Here is a 24,526-nt window from a genome sequence, read left to right on the forward strand (position 1 = left end):
TTTGAACGCGCAAAGGCTCGTGAAGCAAGCTCAAAAGGCTCGGGAGGCATGCGTAGAAGTGGTTTAACTGGCGCTGCCGGTTCCAGGAATTTCTGGGATCATCTGGCGCAGCAAGTTTCGCAGGATGGATCGTACGGCGACGGTGGCTGCAGACTGTTCGCGGTCGCGGGGCGTGATGAGGCGCACCTCGCGCACGATGGCCGGGTCCGTCAGGGGGCGAGCCACGATGCCACGCCCGCGCAAGGCGGTGAAGGCATAGGCGGGTAGAACAGCGATACCGGCATTAACCTCGACCAGCGACAACACCGAGTGAATCTGATTGACCTCCATATGCGGTCGAAGCGCCAGTTTTGCCTGTTCGAAGCCGATTTCCGTTAAAAGCCGGATATTGCTTTTCTGGGTAAGCGTAATGATGGGCTGATTGTCGAGTTCTGTCCAACGGACCTGCTCATGCCCGGCAAAATCGTGATGGGGCGACACGAAAATCATTAGCTGATCGCGCAGTGCCATCTGGCTTTCAACGTCGGAATCTTCACCGGAAAAAGTGCCGACGCCGAGGTCGCAACGTCCGTTGCGAACCTGTTCTATGACGATTTCAGGCCCGACATCCTCGATTTTGATGACGAGGTTGGGGTGTTCATCGGCTACGCGGCGAACCAGATGAGGAAGCACCGTCGTGCACAGCAAAGGCGGGGCTGCGATGCTGACCTGACCGCGCCGCAATTTCCCCAGATCGCGCACGACTTCGGCGGCGCGGTCAATTTCGGCAAGACCGGCAAGCGCACCTTCGGCAAAGGCACGTCCGGCATCCGTCAGGCTGACGCGCCGTGTCGTCCGGTCGAAAAGCCGCGCGTCCAGCACCGTCTCCAGATCACGGATCGTGTGGGAAAGATTGGCCTGGGTCGTCCTGACACGCTCGGCTGCGCGAGAAAAATTTCCCAGTTCGACCACGGCTTGAAAACATTCAATCTGGCGGAGAGTGGGACGCATCGGCTCACTTATGAGTTTTTGTTTATGAATATATTCTACTTACAAGACTTCTCGAATGAAAGAAAGTCAGGCTCGATCAGGGAGACGCGGGTTTGGAGTGACCCGCCCCGAAGCGAGGATTCCGATGAAGTATGACCGTCAGAACGCCAAGGCCCATTCGCGCGCTACGATGCGCGGTATCTGGGCTGCGGCAAACACGCCTTTCAATGAGGACGGATCGATCGATGAAGGCGGCTTTCGCAAGAACGTCGACCATTGGATCAACGATCTGGGCATTGACGGACTTTTCGTCGCGGGAAAGCAGGGCGAATTCTTCTCAATGTCGGTTGACGAGCGCAAGCGCATGTTCGATCTGGCTGTCTCGGCAGTAGGTGACAAGGCGCAGACAATCATGTCCTGCTCGGACCAGAACATGGATGTGGTTATCGATCTGGCCAAGCATGCGCAGGCCTGCGGCGCGGACTATATCGTCGTCCATGCACCTGTTCTGCATTTCCTGCGTGCGCAGGACGAAACGCTGCTGCGCTACTACGAAACCATTGCCTCCAAGGTGGATATCGGCCTTGCGCTCTGGTCGCATCCAGATAGCGGTTATCTGATGAGCCCTGAGCTCTGCAACCGTCTGGCCGACATCGAAACGGTTGTCGCGATCAAATATTCGGTCCCGCGCGACATGTATCGCAAGCTCACGGAATTAGCAGGCGACCGCATTCTGGTCTCGACCGCATCGGAAGACGAATGGCTGGATAATATTCTCGAACTGGGCTGGCAGCTTTATCTCTGCTCTTCGCCGCCCTACACGCTGCAGACCAAGGCTGATCGCCGCATGCGCGATTATACCGATCTGGCCTTTGCGGGCAAAGAGGCAGAGGCGCGCGCCGTCTGGCAGAGCCTCGAGCCCGTCCGTCATGCCTTCAAGTCGACGCGACCGGCTGAAAAGCCCACTTCGCATCAAAAATACTGGCAGGAGCTGCTTGGCCAGGTTGGTGGACCTGTTCGCGCGCCGATGCTTGAGCTGACCGACGCTGAAAAACGGGCAATCCGGGAGGCATTTGATAGCTGCGGTCTCAAACTATCCTGATCGAACCGAAAAGGGGAACAAGAATGACAAAACTCAGCGCCTTCAATTTCCAGAAATGGATCGATGAACACAAGCACCTTCTGAAGCCGCCTGTCGGCAATCAGTTGGTGTTCAAGGATGCGGACCTGATGGTTACGGTCGTTGGCGGCCCGAATAAGCGCACCGATTACCACGACGATCCGGTCGAAGAATTCTTCTACCAGCTCAAAGGCGACATGCTGCTGAAGCTGCATGATACGTCGACAGGCGAGTTTTACGACGTGCCGATCCGCGAAGGCGATATTTTCCTTCTGCCGGCGCATATCCGTCATTCGCCGCAGCGCCCGCAGGAAGGTTCCATCGGTCTGGTGATCGAACCGGCCCGTCCCGAAGGCGTTCTCGATGCCGTCGAATGGTATTGTTTCGAATGCAGCGGCCTCGTTCATCGCGCCGAAGTGGATCTGGAATCCATCGTCGACGATCTGCCGCCGCTCTATGCCGCTTTCTACAACGATGAGAAACTGCGGACCTGCCCACATTGCAACACCGTCCACCCCGGCAAGAACCCGCCGGAAGGCTGGGTTGCGCTCTGATGAGGCATGCCCGGCGGAACTGCCGGGCGCCCATCCATAAAAAGACAAGGGGAAATGAAATGAAAAACAAACTCCTGATAATCGGTCTGCTGGCGGGGCTGACGACTGGTGCTGCCGCTGCTGAACCGGTCAAGATTGGCGTGATTACGACCTTGTCGGGTCCGGGAGGTTATCTCGGTCAGGACGTGCGCGATGGCATGAAGCTCGCCATTGATGCCGAAGGCGGCAAACTTGGTGGTGTGCCAGTTGAACTGAAGGTCGAAGACGATGCGGCCAAGCCCGGTAACGGACGACAGATCGCCGAGCGATTCATGTCGGAAGACGGTGTCAAGCTTTTTACCGGCATCATCTTCTCGAATGTAGCCGGCGCAACAGTGCCGGATATCATCGATAATGACAGTATTTATATCAGCGCCAACGCTGCGCCATCGAACATGGCGGGCAAGGGCTGCGATGCGAATTACTTCGTGGTTTCCTGGCAGAATGACTCGCTCCACGAGGCATCGGGCATTGCTGCGGAACAGGAAGGCTTCAAGCGCGCCTTCATTCTTGCCCCGAACTATCAGGCGGGCAAGGATGCGTTGGCGGGCTTCAAGCGCCGGTTCAAGGGCGAAGTTGTCGGTGAAATCTACACCCAGCTCGACCAGACTGATTATTCGGCAGAGATGGCGCAAATTCGCGCCGCCAATCCCGATGTGGTCTTCCAGTTTCATCCGGGCGGCATGGGTATTGCGTTCATGCGCCAGTATCAGCAAGCAGGCCTTCTCGGCAAGATTCCGATGGTTCTTTCCGAACCGTCCAGCGATGCTGTGATCCTCAAATCACTGGGGGATGCTTCGGTTGGAATCATGGCCACCAGTCACTGGAGCCCGGATATGGACAATGCGGCGAGCAAGGAGCTCGTGGCAAAGTGGAAAGCCGCGTATCCTGACCGGCCTCTGACCTATTACGGCACGCAAGGCTATGATGTGGCTCGCCTGATTGCTTCTGCCTTGAAGCAGACTGGCGGCGTTGACGATGTGGATGCGGTGCGCGAAGCGTTGCGGAAGGCGGATTTCCAGTCGGTGCGTGGCAATTTTGCCTTCGGTCCTAACCAGCATCCGTTGCAGGACTGGTATCTCCTTGATGTCGTCAAGGGAGAGGATGGCAATCCGACCACCAGGATCAAGAAGAAGCTGATCGAAAATTACGGTGATTCCTATTCTGCGGAGTGCAAGCTCTGACAGCCACCGTCCGGCGCGCGCGAAAGCGCGCGTCGCGCTTCTTTTCATTTCTCATGAAGGTCGTTTCCTCCAATGACACTCATCTTCGAGCAACTTTTGAATGGCCTTCTCTACGGCGTCATGTTGTTCCTTCTGGCAGCAGGGCTGACGCTGATCTTCGGGATCATGGGCGTCATCAACCTCGCTCATGGCTCGCTCTACATGATCGGCGCTTTCATCGGCACATGGGTGGCCGTGCAGACCGGGAATTTCTGGTTAGGCCTGCCTGCAGCAATTCTGGCCGCGACGATTGCCGGTATCGTGATCGAGCTTGGCGTCATGCGAAAGCTTTACCAGCGCGATCATCTGGATCAGGTATTGGCGACTTTCTCGCTCATTCTGATTTTCAATGAGCTGACTGTGCTGATCTTTGGCCGTCAGCCGATTTTCACGCAGTTGCCCCCATCGCTCTCGCAGCCGATCGAACTGTTTTCAGGCCTGAGCTATCCGCCGTTCCGGCTGCTCATCATTGTGGCTGGCCTGCTGGTTGCCGGTGGTCTTTATCTGCTCATCAACCGCACCCGCATCGGCATGCTGGTCCGGGCAGGGTCGACCAACCGCGATATGGTCCGCGCACTGGGCGTGGATATCCGTCTGCTCTATACGCTAGTCTTTGCGCTCGGTGCGGCTTTTGCGGGCCTTGCCGGTTTCATGACCGGGCCGATCCTTGCCGTTCAGGTCGGCATGGGCGAGCAAATTCTGCTTGCCACCTTCGTCGTCGTGGTTATCGGCGGCGTCGGCTCGATCAAGGGGGCCTTCATTGCGGGAATTTCGCTCGGTATCATCGATACCTGTCTGCGCGCCTTTCTGCCTTCCATTCTGCGCCATTTCATGGCCGGGGCCGAGGCTGACGCGCTTGGCGTGGGTATCGCCTCAATGGGCATCTATCTGTTGATGGCTATTGTTCTTCTGTTCCGCCCGAGAGGCCTCTTTCCGGTGGGAGCCTGAATCATGTCATATCGTATTCTGTTTGTTTTCCTCGGCTGCGCGGCGCTTGCACTTTTCCCCTTCGGGGCCGAAGCGCTGGGGCAGACGGCTGCATCCAGCCTTGTCGCCCGGATCATGATCTATGCCATAGCCGCGGCCAGTCTCAATCTGATCCTCGGCTATGGCGGGATGGTTTCCTTCGGTCATGCCGCTTTCTTCGGGATCGGCTCCTATGTCGTGGGTATCCTTTATTTCCACCACGCCGAAGAGACGCTGCTTTTCGGTTTCATCCCGGGCTCCGACCAGTTTCTGATTACGGTTCCGGCGGCGATGTTGGTGGCAGGTCTTGCAGCGCTGGTCATCGGTGCGCTGGCACTGCGCACTTCGGGCGTGCAGTTCATCATGATTACGCTCGCCTTCGCCCAGATGCTGTTCTTCCTCTTCGTTTCGCTCAAAACCTATGGCGGCGAAGACGGTATCATCGTGCGGCGGGCAAATAATCTTTTCGGCCTAAGCCTGCGTGACAAGACGACGATGTATTACGTCATCCTCGTTTCGATGATCCTGTATTTCGCTTTCCTCTGGCGGGTCGTGCATTCGTCCTATGGCGCGGTGCTTTCCGGCATTCGTCAGAGCGAGCGGCGCATGACGGCGATGGGGATCGAAACCTATCGCTACAAGCTCTACGGCTTTGTCCTTGCCGGAATGGGCGCTGGTCTGGCTGGTGCGCTTCTCACCATCTTCATGCGTTTTGCAAGCCCGGATACGCTGCATTGGACCAAATCGGGTGAGTTGATGGTTATGGTCATTCTGGGGGGCGTCGGCACGTTCTTCGGTCCCATCTGGGGGGCGGCCGCGTTCCTGATCCTGCAGACCTATCTCGCCTCCTGGACGGAGCATTGGCAGCTTGCCATGGGGATCATTCTGCTCGTCGTGGTTTTGGGAACCAAGGGCGGCATTGTCGGCGGCTGGCGCGCGCTTTGCCGTCCGTTTCGCAAAGACCGCAAGATGGAGGTGCCCGCATGACTGCGATATTGCAGGTCCGCGATCTGGTGAAGCGTTTTGCCGGTCTGGTCGCGACGGATCATGTGACGCTCGACGTCACGGAAGGGCATATCCATGCCCTGATCGGCCCGAACGGAGCAGGCAAGTCCACGCTCATCAACCAGCTTTGCGGTGAGCTGGCACCCACATCGGGCACGATCAGCTTGATGGGTGAAGACATCACAAATCTACCCGCAGCAACGCGTGTCGAGCGCGGATTGGGACGCACTTTCCAGATATCGACGCTTTTGAACGATATGAGTGTGCGCCAGAACATCGCGATGGCGGTGCAGGCGCGCGAGGGGCACAATTTCCGGATTCTCGACAGTCTGAAAGGCCGCAGTGCAATCTGGCGTGAAGTTGATGCAATCCTTGCCGGAAGCCGTCTGGCCAATCACCCGGGGAAGCTTGCAGGCGATCTGTCGAGCGGTGGGCGCAAGCAGCTGGAACTGCTCATGGCGCTGGCCGGAAAGCCGAAGCTTCTGCTCCTAGATGAGCCGATGGCGGGTCTCGGCCATGTCGAAAGCCAGGAAATGATCGAGCTTTTGCAGGGGCTGCGCGGCAAGGTCTCTATGCTGCTCGTCGAGCATGACATGGAGGCGGTGTTTGCGCTCGCTGACCGCATATCGGTGCTTGTTTATGGCCGCGTCATTCTCACGGGTACGGTGGAAGACATTCGGGCAAGCGAAGCTGTGCGGGAAGCCTATCTCGGCGGGGAGGAGGAACTGTGCTGAAAATCGATGGACTTCAGGCCGCCTATGGCCATTCTCAGGTATTGTTCGATGTCTCGCTGGAAGTGAATGAGGGCGAATTGGTTACTCTCATGGGCCGCAACGGCATGGGCAAGACCACCACCATACGCACATTGATGGGGCTGCTCGCTCCGAAAGGGGGACAGGTCCAGATCGCGGGGCGCGACACGACCAGCTACAGCCCCGAAAAAGTGGCGCGTCTGGGCGTCGGTCTTGTGCCGGAGGGCCGGCAGATTTTCCCAACGTTGACCGTTCGGGAAAATCTGGTCGCAACCGCATCCAACCGCTGCAAGCGACAGTCGCCATGGGATCTTGGCAAGATATATGCGCTTTTCCCGCGTATGCAGGAGCGGGCGGATCAGACGGCGGGCACGCTTTCAGGCGGCGAACAGCAGATGCTGGCCATCGGGCGTGCATTGATGACGAACCCGCATCTTCTGATCCTCGATGAAGCGACGGAAGGGCTTGCTCCGGTCATCCGCACGGAAATCTGGCACTGCATCATGCAATTGCGCGAAATGGGCCAGTCGATACTCCTGATCGACAAGAATATCGCGGTTTTGAAGAAGTTGGCGGATCGCCATTATATTGTCGAGAAAGGCCGGACGGTCTGGCGCGGGACGAGTGCCGATCTCGAACGTGACCGCGACCAGGTGCATGCATATGTGGGTATCTGAGACAATCGTCCTCGTTGGATGGGGCGCTATCGGCAAGCGGGTTGCGGGCCTTCTCGCTGAGCGGAAAAGTCCCGTAAGGATCGGCGCGGTGGCGGTGCGTGACCGGTCGGCATCCCGTGACGGACTGCCTGCGGGTGCCGTGCTCATCGAAGATCCTGCCGAGCTTGCTGCCACCGGCGCAAGTCTTGTCGTGGAGGCAGCAGGTCGCCCCAGCGTCTTGCCATGGGGGCAGGCGGCGCTTTCCGCCGGAATGGATTTTGCGGTTTCATCAACATCGGCTTTCGTTGACGATGCCTTGTTTCGAAGACTGAAGGACGCGGCTGCGGCCAGCGGTGCGAAACTGATTATTCCACCTGGCGCCCTGGGTGGCATCGATGCGCTTTCGGCTGCAAGCCGTCTTTCGATTGAAAGTGTCGAGCATCGCATCATCAAGCCTGCGAAAGCATGGGCGGGAACGCAGGCCGCCCAACTGGTGCCGCTTGACGAAATCAGTGAGGCCACGGTCTTCTTCACGGATACGGCACGCAACGCTGCGGATGCATTTCCGCAAAATGCCAACGCCGCGGTGATTACGTCACTCGCAGGGATTGGTCTTGATCGCACCCGCGTCACATTGGTTGCGGACCCGGCAGCACGTCTCAACATGCATGAGATCATTGCCGAAGGTGATTTCGGTCGGATGCATCTGCGTTTTGAAAACGGTCCGCTTGCAACCAACCCAAAGTCGTCCGAAATGACCGCGCTCAACCTTGTGCGTTCGATCGAGAACCGTGTCGCCACGACGGTTATCTGACACACTTGCTTAACGAAAGGCCCCTAGTAGCGGGGCTTTTTCTATTCGGAAGCCTTATTCCCCATCCATCTTGCATTGTGCGGCATAGATATCGCCATGCGCGGTCAGGACTTTCTTCTCGGTCTTCAGATAGGATTTGCCGTTGGTACCTTCGGCTACGCCGAGCGCATACCAATCCTGAACGGGATGCTGGTTCGGTCCGAGTTTGAATTCTCCGCGCACGGAAGGAATTTGTGCGGCAAGCAGCGCCTTGCGGAATGTCTTGGCATCGATCTCTTCACCCGAGACGCCAGCAAGTCCGGCACCCATCATCAGCGCAGCATCGTAACCTTGTGCGGCATAATAGGTGATCGGGCGATCCCCGAATTTTGCTTTCCAGGCGGCAACGAATTTCTTGTTTTCCGCATTGTCGAAATCGTCGTTCCAGTGGCTGGTTACCCGTACGCCGTCGGCTGCTTTTCCGACAACATTGACGATCACCTGATCGAGCGATGCCGGATGAACGACCATCGGGATTTCCTTCAGCAGACCTGACTGCTGATATTGCTGCAGAAACGCAATGCCCATGCCGCCGGGCTCGAATTCATAGACCATCGCTGGCTTTGCAGCGCGTATCTGCGCGATTTCAGCAGCAAAATCCGTCTGGTCCATCTGGGTATAGACTTCGCCAACGATCTTGCCCTTGTAGAAGCGCTTGAACGCATCCATCGTCTCACGGCCTGCCTGATAGTTCGGTGCGATCAAGAATGCCGAAGGATAATCCATTGATTGCGCCAGCGCGCCAGCACTTTCTCCCTGGCTGTCATCCTGCCAGGAGCTGACGAAATAGTTCGGATGGCATTCCTTACCTGCAAATTCAGCAGAGGCGGTGTTGGGGCTGATATAGATGCCGCCTTCATCGAGAATATCTGGAAGAGCCGCACCCGCGACATTGGCGAAGACCATGCCGGTAAAGAGTTTTATGCCCTGTTCGGACAACATGGCTTCAGCAATCTGCTTGGCATTGCCCGGCTTGAGGCCGTCATCCTCGACTTTAAGCGCGACCGGCTTGCCTCCCAGTTCGCCGCCATTCTGATCGATTGCGAGCTGGAAACCGTCCCGAATGTCCTGCCCGAGATAACCGGCAGGGCCAGACAAGGTGGTGATCATGCCGATGGTGACGGGTTCCTTGGCGAAGGCCACGACAGTCCCGGCCAGAGATAGACAAAGTGCCGAAGCACCAAGCAGTGAAAGCTTGAGCATGAAAGTTCCTCTCTTGATTGCCCTTCACGACCTTTTCTCTGTCCCGCGCTTGAAAACGCTGTCTCGGACAGGAGGTCTTGCCGGTCATTTCATGCTGAAACTTGAAGCCCGTAAACTGAACACTCTTCGCACTGCTATGAGGCTCAGGAATATCAGAACGACGTGTTGAGGGTGGGAAGGAGCTTGTCTTCAGCTTGTCCGGGCAATTTCCCGAAGCACCTGAATGAACAGGTCTGCCGTGGCGGAACGGTTGCTTTCAGGAAGGGTGGTGATCCCCAGAAAGCCGGAAGTCGCACCAAGCTGGACCGGCAGGATGGCAAGCTGGTCCAACGCTTCTTCAATCCGCGCCACTTGCGCGGGCATGACGCAAATATAATCCGCCTGCAAGAGCAATCCCCTATTGATGAGCGGTGAGACGGATTCGACGGATTGCGCGGGCGGCGGAACGCCTTCCTCGCGGAATGTGCGATCGATCTGAAGGCGGAGATTGGTCTCCTTGGGCGGCAAGATCCAGTCCCACTCGATCAGATCATGAAGGCGAAGTGCGGGGCGCAGTGTCAATGGATGGTCGCGGCGCACAACGACGACGGCGTTATCCGGAATCAGGACCTCCTGAACCAGATTGACCGGTTCATGCCGCTCGGAAAGGCGGCCTATCACCATGTCGAGTTCCCCCGCCCGCAATGCTGGCATCAAGACATCATCCGTTCCTGTCACGACCTTGACCACGATGCGGCGATTGTCGCGCCGGACTTTGGCGATGGCTCTGGGAAGCAGGTCGGCAGATGCAGACAGCAAGGTTCCGATGGCCAGCCGTCCGCCAGTGCCGTCGCGCAGATCCGCAAGATTCTGCTCGGCCACCATCAGATGGGCAAGGAGACGTCTGGCATCCGTGGTCAGTTGCATGCCCGCATGGGTTGGGATCACCCCCCTGTTTGTACGCGTGAAAAGCCGCAATCCGGTCAAGGCTTCGATTTCCTGCAATGCCTTGGTGACTGCAGATTGGGTAACGTTCAAGCGATCGGCAGCACGCGCGATGCTGCGCTCCTCCTCGATCGCATCGATGATGCGGATATACCGGATCGTCAGATGGTTGGTGAGCAATGCCATATCGCCTCCTCAAGGATATGTCTGCCCACAGATATTCTATTTCCTCATATCTGTCGCGGTCAGAATTCACTTTCCTTTGTCGGCAGGACTTGGAAATCTCTTTTCGAAATGGGTTGAGGAGAATTGGAATGACGAAACGTCACGCGGAGATCGCTGGCGCAGGCATTGCGGGGCTGGCTTCTGCCACAGCGCTCGCTCAACGCGGATGGAGCGTACGGGTGCATGAGCGTTCGCCCAATCTGCGCACATTCGGCGCCGGGATTTATATCTGGAGCAATGGCCTGCATGTGCTCAAGGCCCTCGGCGCTTATGACGAGGCCGTGATTGGCGCTCATGAGGGACCGGAGTTCCATACGCGCGATCACCGCAATGAAACGATGGAAGAGATTCCAATCAATGGCAACGGACCAGCACGCCTTATAACAATCCTGCGCGAGACATTGCTGACGGCATTGCTCAACGCTGCGCGTCGCGCTGGTGTTGAAGTTGTTACCGGCGCGGAAGCTGTCGGGGCAACACCGGAAGGAGAATTGCTGCTGGCCGATGGTAAGCGCCTTGCCGCCGATCTGGTCATCGGGGCGGATGGCATCAATTCCAAGGTCAGGGATTCGCTCGATCTCATGATGTACCGCAAGCCGCTTGGCTACGGTGCCGTGCGCATGATGATAAAGCGTGATAGCGCAGACGCTCCCGTTGAAGATTTGCCGCGCTATATCGAGCATTTTTCCGGCTCGCGCCGTATTCTTTATACCCCCGCCAGCGAGACCGATCTCTATATAGCGCTCTGTGCATCGGTCGATGACGAAGTGGCCTATCGCACACCGGTCGACACTGCGCTCTGGACCGAAAGTTTCCCGCATCTTGCATCTTTGATCGCTCGTTTCGGCGATGCGGGGCGGTGGGATGCATTCGAAGTCCTGAAGCTGAAATCATGGAGCAAGGGCCGGGCGGCAATCCTCGGTGATGGCGCTCATGCGATGCCACCTTATCTCGGGCAAGGCGGTGGTTGCGCTCTGATGAATGCGCTCGGACTGGCTGTTGTACTGGACGAACATGCGGATGTGAGCGAAGCGCTGGCCGCCTGGGAGGCGCGCGAACGCCCGCTGACCGAACACACGCAGGATACCGCGGAGCGACTGGGCGACATGAATTACTGGCCCGACGATGTGCGCTCGCAAGTGCTGAAAATTACCGGAAAATGCGCTCCGCTTGGTGCGGAACGCATGAAGACCGCTTTACATGTTCCAACAGGCGCAGCCTGAAACGCCGGATGATGGAGATTTCTATGAATTCGATGAAAATTGGCAACAATGTTTTTTCCTGGGATGAAACCGGAAGCGGTCCGGCCCTCGTGCTGCTTTCTGGATGGTGCCAGGATCACCGCCTGTTCAAGACACTGGTGCCGGAACTGGCGAAAGATCATCGCGTCATCCGCTTCGATTGGCGCGGTCACGGTGAATACCGCGGTCATGACGGCGACTTCGACATCAACCAGCAAGCCGATGATCTTGTCGCTTTCGTCGACGCGCTGGAGCTTGAGACTTTTCTTCCCGTTTCGACTTCCCATGGTGGCTGGGCCAATATTGAAGTCACCGATCGGCTAGGATCAAGCCGCGTGCCGAAATCGGTTGTTATCGACTGGATCATGAACCAGCCGAACGAAACCTTCTTCGAACTGATCGACGGTATTCAGGATCGGCAGGTCTGGGAGAATGGTCGTGCGGGCTTCTTCGATTACTGGATCGGCGACACAAAGAACGCCGATATCGTCAATCATGTGAACAACGAGATGGCGGGCTATTCTTACGAAATGTGGGCCCGCTCCGGGCGGGAAATCGGCAAAGCCTATCGCAAATGGGGCAGCCCCATGCAGCGCATGGCGGCCATGGCCGAAAACCGTCCAATCACCCATATCTATTCGCAGCCATTCGAGCCGGAATATACGCAGGCACAGGTGGATTTTGCGGCTCGCAATCCGTGGTTCCAGCCTAAGAAGCTTCCCGGCACGACCCACTTTCCGACGCTTGAACAGCCTGCGAATGTGGCCAACGTCATCAGCGTGTTCAACGCATGATAACGCTCACTGAAGAAGCAGGTTTCGACCCTGCCCGTCTTGATCGCGATTACAATGCCAAGGCCACGGTTTCACCGGAAGCCTTTGCCGCCGAAATGGTGCGCTATCGCGAGGCAAGTATCGCGCCCCGGGCTGATTGGGGCCGGCATTTCGACGTGGTCTATGACGAAGAAAGCGGACAGCGGATCGATATTTTCGGCCCGTCTTCGCGGAGTGGACTGTGCCCGGTTTTCGTGTTTGTTCACGGCGGTTACTGGCGCGCTCTGTCCAAGGAAGATTCTGCCATGATGGCGGGAATGCTCGCGGCCGAAGGTATTGCGACCGTTGTCGTTGACTATTGTCTGGCGCCGGAAGTCTCCCTTGCGGAAATTACGCGGGAGGTGCGTGCTGCTCTCGCCTTTGTCTGGCATCACGGACGGGAATATGGTCTCGATCCGGACCGGATATCGGTTGGGGGGAGTTCGGCAGGTGGTCATCTTGCTGGTGCGCTTCTTGCAGAAGGCTGGCAGCACGATTTCGGTTTGCCGAAGGATGTTGTGAAGTTTGCCATGCCGGTTAGCGGGCTTTTCGAGCTTGCGCCACTGGCGGCAACTTTCCCACAGGAGTGGCTGAATCTTCGTCCTGCCGATGTCGATCAGCTCAGCCCGATCCGTCACATTCCCGTGCGTGGCTGTCCGATTACGGTGGCGTGGGCAGAGCACGAAGCAGACGGCTTCAAGCGCCAGTCGTGCGCCTATGCCGAAAGCTGGGCTGCGGCAGGTGGAGAGGCAAAAACCATCGAGGTAGCAAACCGGAACCATTACAATATTCTGATGGACTGGCGTTTGCCTGAAACCGAGATGTCGCAGGCCTTGCTAACCGGTATTCGCAACATCGGTTAGAGCGCATCCCGAAAAGGGTGAAACGGTTTTCGGGATGCGCGTTAAATCAAAAAGCTGGGGCGTCGGTCTGATTCAATCAGATCGAAACGCGCTCTGATAGGCTTCAAAGAAACATTGTACGACCGCGTGGCGATGCGCGGCTAGTGGTTTCGCGCGGGTACGACTTGCGAGCCTTATACTAATTCATGTGATTATTATCATGGATATATGGTTTTAACGTGAATTGTCGCATGAATTAAAACATCCCATTCTGACTGTAACGATGATCTGGGCGTGGCCCGAATTTTTAGATTGCAAAGGCTTTCTGATGCAAAAATCCGACGTGCAGCTTTTCATAGGCGGTGAATGGCGCAAGACCGCCAATACGCTTCCCATCATCAATCCCGCGGACGAGACTGAAATCGGGCAGGTTGCGGTTGCGGAACGCGAGGATCTGGAGGCGGCTCTTCAGGCGGCGTGGAACGGTTATCAGGTCTGGCGCAACACGGCGCCTGCGGCCCGTGCTGCCATCATAATGAAGGCGTCGGCGTTGATGCGCGAACGGCAGGAAGAGATCGCACGTGCGATCACGCTGGAAAACGGAAAGCCGATCAGCGAAGCCCGACTTGAGGTCATACGTGGCTGCGAATTCTTCGAATGGGATGCTGGCGAGTGCATTCGCTTCTATGGCCGCGTCATTCCGAGCGCGCCCGGCATTCGCTATATCGTCGTGCACGAGCCGATCGGTCCGGTCGCAGCATTTGCGCCGTGGAATTTCCCGATGAGCCAGCCAGCGCGCAAGATTGCGGGCGCACTGGCTGCCGGTTGCTCGATCATCCTGAAGGCTTCCGAGGAAACGCCGACGGCTGTGACGCATATCGCGCGTGCGTTCGAAGATGCGGGTCTGCCAGCGGGTGTACTTAATCTGGTTTTCGGCGTTCCTGCCGATATCTCGCAATTCCTCATCCCGCGTCCCGAGATCCGCGCCATTGCATTCACCGGATCGACTGCCGTCGGCAAACACCTGACCGAAATCGCTGCGCGCCATATGAAACCGGCGCTGATGGAACTTGGCGGCCACGCTCCCGTCATCGTTTGCGAGGATGCCGATCCGGTCGTTGCGGGTATTGCCTCGGCGCGCCGCAAATACCGCAACTCGGGCCAGGTATGCACCTCGCCAACGCGTTTCTTCGTTCATGAAAGCCATTATGAACGTTTCACTGCGGCCTTCATCGAAACGGCGCAATCGATCCGTGTCGGTAACGGCCTGGATGACGGGGTCCAGATGGGCCCGGTAGCCAATGATCGCCGCGTCATGGCTCTGGAAGAGCTGGTCAGCGATGCAGAAGCGAAAGGTGCGAAACTGCTTTTCGGTGGTCGTCGCCTGAAGAACAATGGCTATTTCTTCCCGCCAACGGCTCTGGCTGAATTGCCGGATGACGCCCGTGCGATGTCGGAGGAACCATTTGGTCCGCTGGCGCTGATCAATCCGGTTGCATCTCTTGATGCGGCTATTGAAAAGGCGAATTCGCTTCCGTTTGGTCTGGCGGCATATGGTTTCGCAAACTCTACGGAAAATGTGGACCGCCTGATGACGGAACTGGAAGCTGGAAACGTCTCGATCAACACGCTAGAAGCTTCTGTTGCCGAAACTCCATTCGGTGGCGTCAAGGATAGCGGACTGGGCCGCGAAGGCGGTGCCGAAGGACTGCATCATTATACGGTCGTGAAAAACGTCTCACATCGTCTGGTGAACAGCCTGTAGGCGATTTTATTCCAATCGCTTCTCAGACCCGTCGCCGTCGATCACGGGCGGCGGGTTGATCTGCATCAGCGGGATGTAATGGCCAGCGTGCGGATGGCTTCTAGATGAGCGTGCATGGCGTGGTGAGCACGGTCGCCTTGTTGTGCCTCGATTGCATCGACGATTGCCAGATGCATCACGCTCTGCTCTGCCGCGTATTCGCGTTTACGGGCCTCCCGAAAGATCGCATCATGTCTGCGTTGCCACGTCGAACGTCCCCGGACCGAGGCGAGCGAACTGAAAATCGCGGCTAGCAGCGCATTTCCACTAGAGCGTGCAACAGCCTTGTGAAAGGCATCATCCAAATGCTCATATTCCCGCCAGTCACGTGCCCTACCCGTCGCGAGAGCAAGCTTGCGCAAGGAGGCAAGATCATCTTGTGTGGCATATTTGGCTGCGGCTGCGGCAAGGGCTGGCTCATAGACCAGCCTTGCATCCATGAGATCCTGAGCGGACGCGGATTCGATGATCCGGTCCAAGGGCCGTTCGATGCTCGAGGCGGGAGGGCCCATGAAGGTGCCTTTGCCCTGATGACGCCATACCACGCCTTCAATCTCAAGCTGCCGTAGCACCTTTCGTATCGTCTCGCGGCTGCAGCCGAGCATCATCGACAAAACACGCTCGGGTGGGATTTTATCTTGCGGGCCGAAATTCTTTTCCACGAGCAGCTTCTGCATGCGTTGCATCGCTTCGGTGGTCGGCATGCGATCTGTCATCCGGCGGTGTTCCATACCAATTTGTAGACCAATTGCGCGGAGATCTATCCCCGATGCAACGATTGGTCAAGCTGACGAATGGCCGACGAACCAATGGTGGATGAATAGATGCGCCTTGATCCTTTTTTGATTTTGATGATTGCCGCAGTCGTTCTGGCAACTCTCTTTCCTGCGACCGGCAACGCGGCAGACATTGTCAGTATGCTGGGTACTATCGGTGTTGCCCTGCTGTTTTTCGGCCACGGAGCAGCACTGTCTCACAGGGCGATTGTTTCTGGTTTGAAGCAATGGCAATTGCATGGGTTTATTTTTGCGACAACATTTATCGTCTTCCTGTTGATCGTGCAGCCTTTGCGGCTCATTCCCGAAAGCATCTTGCCCTCTGATCTGGTGCTTGGTTTCATCTATTTGGGTGTTTTGCCCTCGGCTATTTCCAGCTCTATTGCCTATACCGCCATAGCCAGGGGCAATGTGCCTGCTGCGGTCTGCAATTCGGCTGGATCGAATGTCTTTGGATTGTTGCTGACGCCGCTTCTGATGACGATTTTCATGCGTTCATCCGGGTCAATCGATTTGGGACAAGCTTTGCGCGACGTGGTGATTGAGTTGCTGCTGCCGTTTGGTCTGGGGCAAGCCTGCCATCGCTGGCTTGGTCCCCTCCTTTCGACGCGCAAGCACTGGCTGGAGAATTATGATCAGTCGGTGATTGTGCTGATCATATATTCGGCATTCTCTCAATCGGTCACCGCCGGGCTCTGGCAGGTCTTGCCGCCGTCGGGGCTCATTATGGCGATTGTGCTTTGCGTCGTTCTTCTGGCGGGCGTGATTGGCTTTACGATGATCGGCTCGCGCTGGTTGGGCTTTACCCGTGAAGATGAGATCGCGGCTGTGTTCTGTGGGTCAAAGAAGAGCCTCGCATCCGGGCTTCCACTTGCGCAGGTCCTGTTCGCTGGTCTGCCAGGTTTCGGCATGATCGTGTTGCCGATCATGCTCTATAACCAGATCCAGATTCTGGTAGGTGCTGTTCTGGCGCGCCGCTATGCGATGCGGCTTTCCAGAACCGACACGGCCACGCAGACGGGTTGAGTATGGCAAAAGACGAGGTGGTACAAGACGCGCCAGCAGAATGGCTGCGTCCGTTAGACAGGCAGCCGCTTGTGATCCAGGTCGCGGAAAGCGTGCGGCTTTCGATCCTTAAAGGCCACTGGCGCAGAGGTGAACGCCTGCCAAAAGAGGCTGATCTGGCAGATGATCTCAAGGTTTCTCGTGCAACCTTGAGAGAGGCCATAGGCATGCTGGTATTTGCCGGAATTGTCGTGCGTCGGCATGGATCAGGCACCTTCGTCAGGGACGAGGACCGGGAAGACAGAACTTTCTGATTGGATGCCGTCTCACCCGGTCATCACTCGATAGATCGCCGGTAGAGCGACTGGAAGTTTCGACAGTTTGGCGACGAGTGCATAGTTTCTCCGACCGAAAAGTGCGGGGAGATAGGCGCTAGCCTCTCGGTCGACTGTCACGGCAAAGACGTTGACGCCCATAGCGCGTGCTTCGTTGACCGCTCTGCGGCTGTCTTCTAGTGCGAACCGGCCTTCATAGTGATCGACATCGTTCGGCTTGCCGTCCGTCAGGACCAGCAGAAGCTTCCTTCGGCTCGGCTGTTCGGCAAGCTTTGCCATCGAATGGCGGATCGCAGCTCCCATACGCGTGTAAAAGCCCGGCTTCAGCGCCGCAATTCTGTGTTCTACGACAGGACCGAAGGTTTCGTCGAAGTCCTTCACGGTTTCAACCCGCACCCATGAGCGGCGGCGCGAGGTAAAGGTCTGGATGGAACATCGGTCGCCACAGGCAGCAATGCCATTGGCCAGAACCAGAAGTGCCTCCTTTTCCACATCCAGCACGCGCCGATTATCAATCCACGCATCGGTTGAAAGCGAAACATCGACCAGAAGGGTGACGGCAAGGTCGTTTGCTTTGGGTCGGCTCATCAGGTGCACATGATCGCTGCCCTGTCCTCCGGCGGCAAAGTCGCATTGTGAACGAACCACGGCATCAAGATCGAGATCGTTGCCATCGAGCTGCGCCCGCATCAATTCGCGACCCGGCCGCAGGATTTCAAACTGGCGGCGCACCCGGCGCATAAGGCGTTGCGCTTCGTCATCCAGTTCCAGTGCTTCTTCATGGTCCTGCGCTGGTGCTGCCAGAACACTGCAGTGATCCTGAAGATAAGCTGACTTGCGGTAATCCCATTCCGGATAGGTCAGTTTGGCGGTGAGAGCCGTCCGGTCGACAGCTTCAGGCGGCAGATCGAGGTCGAACCGAAAACGGGCAGCAGGTCTGCCCTTGCGCTCTCCCAATGTCAGTTCGTCAAGCTCATCGGCAGATCTGGCGTTCTGCTCGTCGCTATCCTCGGTTGGTCTGTCAACGCTCACCATTTCAGCCATGGCAAGGATTTTCTCGAAGCGATTGAGAATGAACGGGCTTCGGTTGGCCAGTCTGGGGTCCTGCTTCTCGCGGTTGGCGATCTGCCGTCCAGTTTCGAGGCCTTCCGCCTTGCTATTGAGTACCGGCTGGTCGTCGCTGTCGCGGGGGGCTGTTTCCTCGCGCCTTATCAACTCTGGCCAGAGCGGGACGGGCAGGGCAGGCAGATAGCCTGCGTGTACGCAATGCGGAAAGATCGTAGGGAGACTGTCGTCCGGCAATCCTGCCCCCTGTTTCAGAAGCGCCAGAATGCGCTCCTCCACTTGTTGCTCCAGACCATAGAGCGGACGTTTGGGACGTATAGCCAGCATCGCTTTGCACAGTCGTGCATAACGTTTCTGCAGGCCCGGAAATATCCGGCAAGTATTCGCAACCGTATCCGATGCCGCTGCAAGTGCTGCTAGATCGCGGCGCAAAGGGTCATGCGGAAGTTCGCCTAATCCGGTCGGCATAACCGCCATATAGCCGGTAAGCCAGACATAGAGATCGTAATTGAGTGTGCGATCGGGAAAGAGCGCAATCTCGGGCGGCAGCATCAATGTCGCTTCATCCCGCAACGGCTGGCTAAGTTTCTCTTCGCCCAGAGCCATGCGCTGCCGCAATCCCAACCGATGGCCGGAGGTTTTGGCACGGGCAGGGGCAATCTGTACGGCAACATCGCCACCGAAACCACGAAAGCAGATGGCGAGCTTCTGGCGAATACCGCCAAGCTGCACGGCGTGTTGGGGATAATGCGGCCATGATCCGGTCTTACCGATCAGGCGGTGCCAAGCCCGGCCAACTGTTTCCTCCAGTTCCAGAAAATCCAGCATTGTGTGCCACCTATTTCAGCATTGCATCAGCAACTTCAATCAAAGCGGCTTTCACATCCGGCTCATCGGTAAGCGGTTCGATCATTGCGGCACGTGCGGCTTCGCGCTGCGACATGCCGGCGTCGATCAGCGTGGCGCAGTAGACCAGCAGCCGTGTTGAAACGCCTTCTTCCAGATCGTGGCCTTTCAGCCCGCGCAGCCGGTGAGCCAACGCCACCAGCGGAACAACTTTTTGACTCGCTAGGCCGCTTTCCTCGCTCACCAACACGATTTCCTGCTCCTTGGGTAGGAAGTCGAATTCAATTGCTACGAAGCGCTGTCGTGTGCTTGGCTTCAGGGATTTCAGCAGATTCTGGTAACCCGGATTATAGGACACGACGAGCATGAAGCGGTCCGGTGCTTCAAGCAGTTCGCCGGTGCGTTCCAATGGAAGAAGCCGGCGATCGTCAGTCAGCGGATGCAGAACCACGGCCACGTCCTTGCGCGCCTCGATGATCTCATCAAGATAGCAGATGCCGTCTTCACGCACTGCGCGGGTCAGCGGGCCGTCAACCCATATGGTATCGCCGCCTTTCAGCAAATAACGCCCGGTCAGATCAGCCGCCGTGAGATCGTCATGGCAGGAAACCGTAGAGAGCGGCAGGCCGAGTTTTGCGGCCATATGGCTTACAAACCGCGTCTTGCCGCAGCCGGTCGGTCCTTTGAGAAGCAACGGCAGCTTGCGCGTCCAGGCCATTTCGAAGAGTGCGCACTCATTGCCGGACGAGCTGTATGGTGGGATCGGGACATTGGCATTTTCTACATTCTTGAGAACGGGGTTCATGGTTGTTTTCCTTTGTATCAGGCAATGAAGCCCCGCCAAAAGGCGGGGCTTGACGTCGATTATTCGGCGGGGTGTATCAACATGTTTGCGTTTTCACGGCGTTCCTTGCCCGGCACCAAAACGGCCCAGATGAACATGAAAGCCGAGATCACCACGACGACGCCTGAGCCAAGACGGATCCAGTAGAATAGCGCCAGCTGGTCCTGCACGACCATGAAGCTCTCACCCAGAACGCGCTGCAGATGGGTCTGGACAACACCTGCGAAGGTGAGCGCAAAGGTCATCACGGACATGGCCGTACACATGGCCCAGAAGCTCACCATGGAGAGCATCTGGTTATAAGGTGCACGTCCGCGCAATTCCGGGACCGCATAGGCCATGACTGCGAGATTGAGCATGACATAGGCCCCGAAGAAGGCGAGGTGTCCGTGGGCGGCGGTGAGCTGTGTGCCGTGGGTGTAGTAGTTGACTGACGACAGAGTGTGCAGGAAGCCCCATACGCCCGCTCCGAAGAAGGCCATCACCGAGCAACCGATGGACCAGAGAAGGGCTGCACGGTTTGGATGTTTGCGACCGGCCTTCCATGTCATCACGAAGGTGAAGATGACCATGGTGAAGAACGGAGCGACTTCCAGCGTCGAGAACAGCGAACCGATCCACTGCCAGTAGCCCGGCGCGCCGATCCAGTAATAGTGATGACCAGTGCCAAGAATGCCCGAGAACAGGGCCAAACCGACTATGACATAGAGCCATTTTTCGACGACTTCACGGTCGATGCCGTTCAGCTTGATCATCAGGAAGGCGAGGATCGACGCCATGATGAGTTCCCATACACCTTCAACCCACAGATGGATGACGTACCACCAGTAGAGCTTGTCGAGTGCGAGATTGATCGGATTGTAGAAGGCAAACAGGAAGAACAGGGCAAGGCCCCACAGACCGAACAGGAGGATGTTGGTCACGGTCGTCTTGCGGCCCTTGAGTGCCGTCAGCGTGATGTTGAACAGGAAGATCAGGCAGACCACAACGATGCCGACCTTGATGATGAATGGCTGTTCGAGAAATTCGCGCCCCTCGTGAATATGGAACAGATAGCCGACAACAGCGATACCGGCTGCGACAAAGAACAGCCAGAACTGGATGACGGCGAGTTTGGTGCTGTAGAGCTCTGTTTCCGTTTCTTCCGGCAGAAGATAATAGGTCGACCCCATGAACCCCATCAGCAGCCAGACGACCAGCGCATTGGTGTGGATCATGCGGACGATGTTGAAGGGCAGAAGCTCTGACAGCGTATTGGGCAGAACATAGATCGTACCGGCGAGAACGCCGAATGCGACCTGCGCGATGAACAGCACGAGCGCTCCGTAGAAATAGAGCATCGCGACCTTTTGGCTTTCATATTTCATATAATGTAACTCCGTTCATCCCGCGCTCAGCCTGCCTCGTTGGGCGGCCAGTTCTGGGTCTTGATGCGGCTGGTCCATTCGAGGAAATCAGCCAGATCGTTGAGTTCCTGTTCGCTCAGGTTGAACTGGGGCATCTGGCGACGCCCTTCTATCCCCGTGGGCTGGGCCTGCATCCAGGCTTTCATCGTCTCGCGTGCGCCGTCCGGGTCTTCTTCTCCGCCCCAGCGCTTCCAGACATTGCCAAGTTCGGGTGCAAAATAGGCGCCTTCGCCAAGCAGTGTGTGGCAGTTGATGCAGGAGTTTTTCTCCCAGATGTGCTTGCCGCGTGCGACCCCTGCAGTGAGTGTCGATTCATCTGTGGACGTGGTTTTCATGTAATAATGGCTGTGCGCCGTCAGCCCCACGAAGATCGCGAAAAAGAAAATAGACCCGCCGTAGAAGACGTTTCGTGCGCCGGTCTTGGTTAGGCGTTCTGCCATCCCCTTCGTCCTTTCATTGGCCGAAGGCGGAGCCTCGGCATCTAATCCCCCGTCGATAGTGCGGCTGGTCAATCCCCTCGCCAGCATCACGGGACAGGACAGTTCTATCGGTCGGAGGAGAGCCTTCTTTGCGATTTGGCAAAGACTGGAGCATTTCCAGCAAAAGTGCGAACCGGCTTTGCGTTGGATAGGGTGTATAAACAAAGAGATAGCGTGTCGTTCAGAAGAGGACGCGGACGACGATGGAACGTGCAAGGGCAAGCACCAACAAAATGGCAGGCCAGGCCAGCAAAGCAGGCTTCAATATGCCGTCGGTTCCGCGCATCTCCATAAAGTCGAGGATGACGAACCAGCCTTTTGCAAAAGCGAGGATCAGCACAATGACGATAGCTGCGAGCATTCCGGCGCTGGTGCCTGCCATAAATGCACCACTCAAAGCGAGAATGATCAGAACGACGAATGTACGGGTCAGGGAAGGGTGATTACGATCGGGCACTGCGGACCTCAGGCGAGATAAAGGACAGGAAACATCACCAGCCATACGAGGTCGATGGCGTGCCAGAGCGTTGTAATCAGCAGAACATTCGAGCGTGTCGGTCGCCAGGCGACAAGCACCAGCACCACCGAGCCGAACAGCACATGCATGAGGTGAAAGCCGGTCAGGAGAAAATAAAGCTCGAGGAATGACCCTGCTGCTTCATCGCCTGCAAACTGGATCTCATGCGAGTATTCAACGAGTTTGATTGCTACAAAAACGAGGCCGAAAAAGGCGGCATTTAACAGTGGACGGCGAGCCAGACTTATATCGTTGCGCCTGCGCACGGCGATTGCCGCCTGCCAGCCGCTTATCAGCAGAACGACTGTGTTGGCTGCAGCGAGGCCGGGGCTCAAATGTGCCCGCAACTGCGCGACCCCCTCCACATTGATGATAGACATCACCACGAACGCAATCAGAAGGATCGCAAAGGCAACAAGTTCGCTCCACACGAGAATCCAGAGCAGAAGATCATCCTCCGCCCGATCTTCCGCGCTGATTGCAGCTATGGCCAAATCTTCGGTTCCAGACATGAAACATGCCTAGCGCTCATAGTTCGGACCTTCTTTGCGTTTTGGCAAAGAAGAAATGCACTGACGGCGCTATTGTATCTCCGCCATGAAAAAGGAAATTTCAATGACGGATGCGCAGATCGGACTCATGGTCGCAACACCGGCGATCATCGGCTTTTCACTGGTTCTTTTTCGTATGGGAGCTTTGCAAGGTGCCGGCACGCTATCCGCCGTTGCTGCTTCCATCGTGATTGCGGTCGTTCTTTTCCTTGGCCAATAGGTAGCGGAGAGAGCCATGGACGCGTCGCCAGTCTTGCACGCGACAGATATTAACCGTCTCGAAATCCATCATCATGATTTGCTGGAATTATGTCTGCAGTTGGAGGAAATCACTGATGACCTCGAGACCGGTGCCTCAATGCAGGAGTATCGTCGGATCGCTATGCTCATTCCCCGCGTTGTGGGTGAAACTCATGCGCTTGAAGAGGAAGTTCTTTTCCCCGATTTCATCCGTCAGGCTCACTCCCATTTTGCCACCGCCATCATCGAACGCTTGAAGGCGGAACATCGTTGTGACCGACTGGCCGCCGAGGAATTGTCGCAAACATTAACGGCAATTGCAGAAGGTCGTTGCAGTCTCGCTTGGGACACGATCTCGTACATGGTGCGAGGCTTTATGGAGAGCGTGCGTCGCCATATCTTGTCAGAAAAGCTGATGATAGAGGCGCTGCTGGCAGCGAAATCCGAGGAGCGGGAAGTTTTTGGGTGAGGCGAAGACGATATGCCGGATGTCTTTCGTTCGGCATATCGTGTTCCGGCTGTTCTACCGCTCGCCGTCGGCAAGCCGTCTCACACCCGACATATTGAGGACGGTCAACTTCTGGCGACCGCCCCGAACAAACCCTTGCGCTTCCCAGCCGGTGAGAATGCGTGACACTGTATGCAGTGTCGTTCCTGTCATCTCGGCAATATCCTGTTTCGTGATTGGAAAATCGATCCGGATACCGTCATCTTCTTTCCTACCAGCCTGACGGGCAAGGCGCAGAACGGTGTGCGCGACACGCCGTTCCACTTCTTCCGTCGACATCTCACGGATACGCGTGTGGGCTTCTTCGAGCCGTTTGCCGATTGTCTGGATCGCGTTCATTGCAAGACCGGGGTTCTGCTCGACAAAATAATCCCAAAGCTCGGTTGGCCAGGCCAGTACGATGCTTTCCGCCACGGCAATCGCTGTACCTGGATAATCGCTTCTCTGCAAAGCCCGGGCAAAGCCGAAAAGATCCCCCGGATGCACCATGCGAACGATGATCTGCTGTCCGTCTGGAGTGATCTGATTGACCTTCAACCGCCCATGCAGGAGGAGGTAGAAAAGAACGGCATCGTCGCCCTGCTCGAAGATCGCCTCTCCCGGCGGAACGCGCTTTATAGTTGCGTACGAAACAAGCTTGTCGAGTTCGTCATCACTCATTTTGGCGAACAGCGACAGTTTCCTGACAAGTCCGCGATCTATCAAGGACATTGCGTTTCTCACACTCCAAGACCCTGCATCTACCTTAGCACAGCAAAGCGGGCTT

General features: G+C 56.8%; 27 protein-coding genes. 16 read left to right on the forward strand and 11 right to left on the reverse strand.

All coding sequences use genetic code 11. The features are described from left to right. Nucleotides 1-63: 63 nt before the first annotated feature. Nucleotides 64-990, reverse strand: a complete 927-nt coding sequence (locus tag AAE521_RS07920) for a LysR family transcriptional regulator (RefSeq protein ID WP_071630728.1) — start codon at nt 988-990, stop codon at nt 64-66. Between the two features lie 124 nt (nt 991-1,114). Here AAE521_RS07920 and AAE521_RS07925 point away from each other — a divergent pair, with 124 nt between their 5' ends. The 8 genes from AAE521_RS07925 (at nt 1,115) to AAE521_RS07960 (ending at nt 8,098) form a co-directional block, all read left to right on the forward strand. Continuing rightward, the gene (locus tag AAE521_RS07925; RefSeq protein ID WP_071630727.1) at nt 1,115-2,071 is read left to right on the forward strand and encodes a dihydrodipicolinate synthase family protein; all 957 of its coding nucleotides are present in this window, start codon (nt 1,115-1,117) and stop codon (nt 2,069-2,071) included. 23 nt (nt 2,072-2,094) lie between these two features. Further along, complete coding sequence (locus AAE521_RS07930) at nt 2,095-2,643, forward strand: 3-hydroxyanthranilate 3,4-dioxygenase (protein WP_010660590.1); 549 nt, start codon at nt 2,095-2,097, stop codon at nt 2,641-2,643. A gap of 59 nt (nt 2,644-2,702) precedes the next feature. Then, the gene (locus AAE521_RS07935; protein ID WP_071630726.1) at nt 2,703-3,866 is read left to right on the forward strand and encodes an ABC transporter substrate-binding protein; all 1,164 of its coding nucleotides are present in this window, start codon (nt 2,703-2,705) and stop codon (nt 3,864-3,866) included. A gap of 72 nt (nt 3,867-3,938) precedes the next feature. Next, nucleotides 3,939-4,853: a branched-chain amino acid ABC transporter permease gene (locus AAE521_RS07940; protein ID WP_071630725.1), complete on the forward strand. Its 915-nt coding sequence runs from the start codon at nt 3,939-3,941 to the stop codon at nt 4,851-4,853. 3 nt (nt 4,854-4,856) lie between these two features. Further along, nucleotides 4,857-5,858, forward strand: coding sequence for a branched-chain amino acid ABC transporter permease (locus AAE521_RS07945; RefSeq protein ID WP_071630724.1), 1,002 nt, complete (start codon nt 4,857-4,859; stop codon nt 5,856-5,858). Next, nucleotides 5,855-6,610, forward strand: a complete 756-nt coding sequence (locus AAE521_RS07950) for an ABC transporter ATP-binding protein (RefSeq protein ID WP_071630723.1) — start codon at nt 5,855-5,857, stop codon at nt 6,608-6,610. Before AAE521_RS07945 ends, AAE521_RS07950 begins: the two co-directional genes overlap by 4 nt. Next, nucleotides 6,604-7,305, forward strand: a complete 702-nt coding sequence (locus tag AAE521_RS07955; protein ID WP_109988262.1) for an ABC transporter ATP-binding protein — start codon at nt 6,604-6,606, stop codon at nt 7,303-7,305. Before AAE521_RS07950 ends, AAE521_RS07955 begins: the two co-directional genes overlap by 7 nt. Next, complete coding sequence (locus AAE521_RS07960; RefSeq protein ID WP_342060995.1) at nt 7,292-8,098, forward strand: aspartate dehydrogenase; 807 nt, start codon at nt 7,292-7,294, stop codon at nt 8,096-8,098. The genes AAE521_RS07955 and AAE521_RS07960 overlap by 14 nt, the downstream gene beginning before the upstream one ends. A 54-nt stretch (nt 8,099-8,152) precedes the next feature. On the opposite strand, the gene AAE521_RS07965 is transcribed toward AAE521_RS07960, so the two are convergent. Beyond that, complete coding sequence (locus tag AAE521_RS07965; RefSeq protein WP_342060996.1) at nt 8,153-9,340, reverse strand: ABC transporter substrate-binding protein; 1,188 nt, start codon at nt 9,338-9,340, stop codon at nt 8,153-8,155. 189 nt (nt 9,341-9,529) lie between these two features. After that, entirely contained in the window at nt 9,530-10,450 is a 921-nt protein-coding gene (locus AAE521_RS07970) for a LysR substrate-binding domain-containing protein (protein WP_342060997.1), read from the reverse strand. 128 nt (nt 10,451-10,578) lie between these two features. Here AAE521_RS07970 and AAE521_RS07975 point away from each other — a divergent pair, with 128 nt between their 5' ends. The 4 genes from AAE521_RS07975 (at nt 10,579) to AAE521_RS07990 (ending at nt 15,149) form a co-directional block, all read left to right on the forward strand. After that, entirely contained in the window at nt 10,579-11,712 is a 1,134-nt protein-coding gene (locus AAE521_RS07975) for an FAD-dependent oxidoreductase (protein WP_342060998.1), read from the forward strand. A 23-nt stretch (nt 11,713-11,735) separates the two neighbouring features. Further along, nucleotides 11,736-12,524 (forward strand): alpha/beta hydrolase, encoded by a 789-nt coding sequence (locus AAE521_RS07980; protein WP_071630717.1) that lies wholly within the window; start codon nt 11,736-11,738, stop codon nt 12,522-12,524. Next, nucleotides 12,521-13,405, forward strand: coding sequence for an alpha/beta hydrolase (locus AAE521_RS07985; RefSeq protein WP_342060999.1), 885 nt, complete (start codon nt 12,521-12,523; stop codon nt 13,403-13,405). Before AAE521_RS07980 ends, AAE521_RS07985 begins: the two co-directional genes overlap by 4 nt. A gap of 307 nt (nt 13,406-13,712) precedes the next feature. Then, nucleotides 13,713-15,149: an NAD-dependent succinate-semialdehyde dehydrogenase gene (locus AAE521_RS07990; protein WP_071630789.1), complete on the forward strand. Its 1,437-nt coding sequence runs from the start codon at nt 13,713-13,715 to the stop codon at nt 15,147-15,149. A gap of 65 nt (nt 15,150-15,214) precedes the next feature. On the opposite strand, the gene AAE521_RS07995 is transcribed toward AAE521_RS07990, so the two are convergent. Continuing rightward, nucleotides 15,215-15,892 (reverse strand): FadR/GntR family transcriptional regulator, encoded by a 678-nt coding sequence (locus AAE521_RS07995; protein WP_342061000.1) that lies wholly within the window; start codon nt 15,890-15,892, stop codon nt 15,215-15,217. Between the two features lie 120 nt (nt 15,893-16,012). On the opposite strand from AAE521_RS07995, the gene AAE521_RS08000 reads away from it, so the two are divergent. Then, complete coding sequence (locus AAE521_RS08000; protein ID WP_342061001.1) at nt 16,013-16,990, forward strand: bile acid:sodium symporter family protein; 978 nt, start codon at nt 16,013-16,015, stop codon at nt 16,988-16,990. 2 nt (nt 16,991-16,992) lie between these two features. After that, nucleotides 16,993-17,283 (forward strand): winged helix-turn-helix domain-containing protein, encoded by a 291-nt coding sequence (locus AAE521_RS08005; RefSeq protein ID WP_342061002.1) that lies wholly within the window; start codon nt 16,993-16,995, stop codon nt 17,281-17,283. A gap of 12 nt (nt 17,284-17,295) precedes the next feature. On the opposite strand, the gene AAE521_RS08010 is transcribed toward AAE521_RS08005, so the two are convergent. The 6 genes from AAE521_RS08010 to AAE521_RS08035 form a co-directional block, all read right to left on the reverse strand. Next, entirely contained in the window at nt 17,296-19,197 is a 1,902-nt protein-coding gene (locus AAE521_RS08010) for a nitric oxide reductase activation protein NorD (RefSeq protein WP_342061003.1), read from the reverse strand. 10 nt (nt 19,198-19,207) lie between these two features. Then, nucleotides 19,208-20,020, reverse strand: coding sequence for a CbbQ/NirQ/NorQ/GpvN family protein (locus AAE521_RS08015; RefSeq protein WP_342061004.1), 813 nt, complete (start codon nt 20,018-20,020; stop codon nt 19,208-19,210). Nucleotides 20,021-20,079: 59 nt separating this feature from the next. Then, nucleotides 20,080-21,426: a nitric-oxide reductase large subunit gene (locus AAE521_RS08020; protein ID WP_071630711.1), complete on the reverse strand. Its 1,347-nt coding sequence runs from the start codon at nt 21,424-21,426 to the stop codon at nt 20,080-20,082. A 26-nt stretch (nt 21,427-21,452) separates the two neighbouring features. Continuing rightward, nucleotides 21,453-21,905 (reverse strand): c-type cytochrome, encoded by a 453-nt coding sequence (locus AAE521_RS08025; protein ID WP_342061005.1) that lies wholly within the window; start codon nt 21,903-21,905, stop codon nt 21,453-21,455. Nucleotides 21,906-22,125: 220 nt separating this feature from the next. Continuing rightward, entirely contained in the window at nt 22,126-22,401 is a 276-nt protein-coding gene (locus AAE521_RS08030) for a cytochrome C oxidase subunit IV family protein (protein WP_342061006.1), read from the reverse strand. An 8-nt stretch (nt 22,402-22,409) separates the two neighbouring features. Further along, nucleotides 22,410-22,973 (reverse strand): cytochrome c oxidase subunit 3, encoded by a 564-nt coding sequence (locus AAE521_RS08035; protein WP_342061007.1) that lies wholly within the window; start codon nt 22,971-22,973, stop codon nt 22,410-22,412. Nucleotides 22,974-23,076: 103 nt separating this feature from the next. On the opposite strand from AAE521_RS08035, the gene AAE521_RS08040 reads away from it, so the two are divergent. After that, nucleotides 23,077-23,232, forward strand: a complete 156-nt coding sequence (locus AAE521_RS08040) for a hypothetical protein (RefSeq protein ID WP_342061008.1) — start codon at nt 23,077-23,079, stop codon at nt 23,230-23,232. Between the two features lie 15 nt (nt 23,233-23,247). Continuing rightward, nucleotides 23,248-23,721 carry a hemerythrin domain-containing protein gene (locus tag AAE521_RS08045; protein WP_342061009.1) on the forward strand — a complete coding sequence of 158 codons (474 nt, stop codon included), beginning with the start codon at nt 23,248-23,250 and terminating at the stop codon, nt 23,719-23,721. Between the two features lie 54 nt (nt 23,722-23,775). Here AAE521_RS08045 and AAE521_RS08050 read toward each other — a convergent pair whose 3' ends face one another. After that, complete coding sequence (locus AAE521_RS08050) at nt 23,776-24,471, reverse strand: Crp/Fnr family transcriptional regulator (RefSeq protein WP_342061010.1); 696 nt, start codon at nt 24,469-24,471, stop codon at nt 23,776-23,778. Between the last annotated feature and the right edge of the window lie 55 nt (nt 24,472-24,526).

The sequence above is a fragment of the Brucella cytisi genome (genome assembly GCF_038433355.1).
GTDB classification, from domain to species: domain Bacteria; phylum Pseudomonadota; class Alphaproteobacteria; order Rhizobiales; family Rhizobiaceae; genus Brucella; species Brucella cytisi.

Bases quoted from the DNA above. Each gene is read 5' to 3' on its own strand.
- AAE521_RS07920 (WP_071630728.1), bottom strand. From the start codon at position 990: ATGCGTCCCACTCTCCGCCAGATTGAATGTTTTCAAGCCGTGGTCGAA.
- AAE521_RS07925 (WP_071630727.1), top strand. From the start codon at position 1,115: ATGAAGTATGACCGTCAGAACGCCAAGGCCCATTCGCGCGCTACGATG.
- AAE521_RS07930 (WP_010660590.1), top strand. From the start codon at position 2,095: ATGACAAAACTCAGCGCCTTCAATTTCCAGAAATGGATCGATGAACAC.
- AAE521_RS07935 (WP_071630726.1), top strand. From the start codon at position 2,703: ATGAAAAACAAACTCCTGATAATCGGTCTGCTGGCGGGGCTGACGACT.
- AAE521_RS07940 (WP_071630725.1), top strand. From the start codon at position 3,939: ATGACACTCATCTTCGAGCAACTTTTGAATGGCCTTCTCTACGGCGTC.
- AAE521_RS07945 (WP_071630724.1), top strand. From the start codon at position 4,857: ATGTCATATCGTATTCTGTTTGTTTTCCTCGGCTGCGCGGCGCTTGCA.
- AAE521_RS07950 (WP_071630723.1), top strand. From the start codon at position 5,855: ATGACTGCGATATTGCAGGTCCGCGATCTGGTGAAGCGTTTTGCCGGT.
- AAE521_RS07960 (WP_342060995.1), top strand. From the start codon at position 7,292: ATGTGGGTATCTGAGACAATCGTCCTCGTTGGATGGGGCGCTATCGGC.
- AAE521_RS07965 (WP_342060996.1), bottom strand. From the start codon at position 9,340: ATGCTCAAGCTTTCACTGCTTGGTGCTTCGGCACTTTGTCTATCTCTG.
- AAE521_RS07970 (WP_342060997.1), bottom strand. From the start codon at position 10,450: ATGGCATTGCTCACCAACCATCTGACGATCCGGTATATCCGCATCATC.
- AAE521_RS07975 (WP_342060998.1), top strand. From the start codon at position 10,579: ATGACGAAACGTCACGCGGAGATCGCTGGCGCAGGCATTGCGGGGCTG.
- AAE521_RS07980 (WP_071630717.1), top strand. From the start codon at position 11,736: ATGAATTCGATGAAAATTGGCAACAATGTTTTTTCCTGGGATGAAACC.
- AAE521_RS07985 (WP_342060999.1), top strand. From the start codon at position 12,521: ATGATAACGCTCACTGAAGAAGCAGGTTTCGACCCTGCCCGTCTTGAT.
- AAE521_RS07990 (WP_071630789.1), top strand. From the start codon at position 13,713: ATGCAAAAATCCGACGTGCAGCTTTTCATAGGCGGTGAATGGCGCAAG.
- AAE521_RS07995 (WP_342061000.1), bottom strand. From the start codon at position 15,892: ATGCCGACCACCGAAGCGATGCAACGCATGCAGAAGCTGCTCGTGGAA.
- AAE521_RS08000 (WP_342061001.1), top strand. From the start codon at position 16,013: ATGCGCCTTGATCCTTTTTTGATTTTGATGATTGCCGCAGTCGTTCTG.
- AAE521_RS08005 (WP_342061002.1), top strand. From the start codon at position 16,993: ATGGCAAAAGACGAGGTGGTACAAGACGCGCCAGCAGAATGGCTGCGT.
- AAE521_RS08010 (WP_342061003.1), bottom strand. From the start codon at position 19,197: ATGCTGGATTTTCTGGAACTGGAGGAAACAGTTGGCCGGGCTTGGCAC.
- AAE521_RS08015 (WP_342061004.1), bottom strand. From the start codon at position 20,020: ATGAACCCCGTTCTCAAGAATGTAGAAAATGCCAATGTCCCGATCCCA.
- AAE521_RS08020 (WP_071630711.1), bottom strand. From the start codon at position 21,426: ATGAAATATGAAAGCCAAAAGGTCGCGATGCTCTATTTCTACGGAGCG.
- AAE521_RS08025 (WP_342061005.1), bottom strand. From the start codon at position 21,905: ATGGCAGAACGCCTAACCAAGACCGGCGCACGAAACGTCTTCTACGGC.
- AAE521_RS08035 (WP_342061007.1), bottom strand. From the start codon at position 22,973: ATGTCTGGAACCGAAGATTTGGCCATAGCTGCAATCAGCGCGGAAGAT.
- AAE521_RS08040 (WP_342061008.1), top strand. From the start codon at position 23,077: ATGACGGATGCGCAGATCGGACTCATGGTCGCAACACCGGCGATCATC.
- AAE521_RS08045 (WP_342061009.1), top strand. From the start codon at position 23,248: ATGGACGCGTCGCCAGTCTTGCACGCGACAGATATTAACCGTCTCGAA.
- AAE521_RS08050 (WP_342061010.1), bottom strand. From the start codon at position 24,471: ATGTCCTTGATAGATCGCGGACTTGTCAGGAAACTGTCGCTGTTCGCC.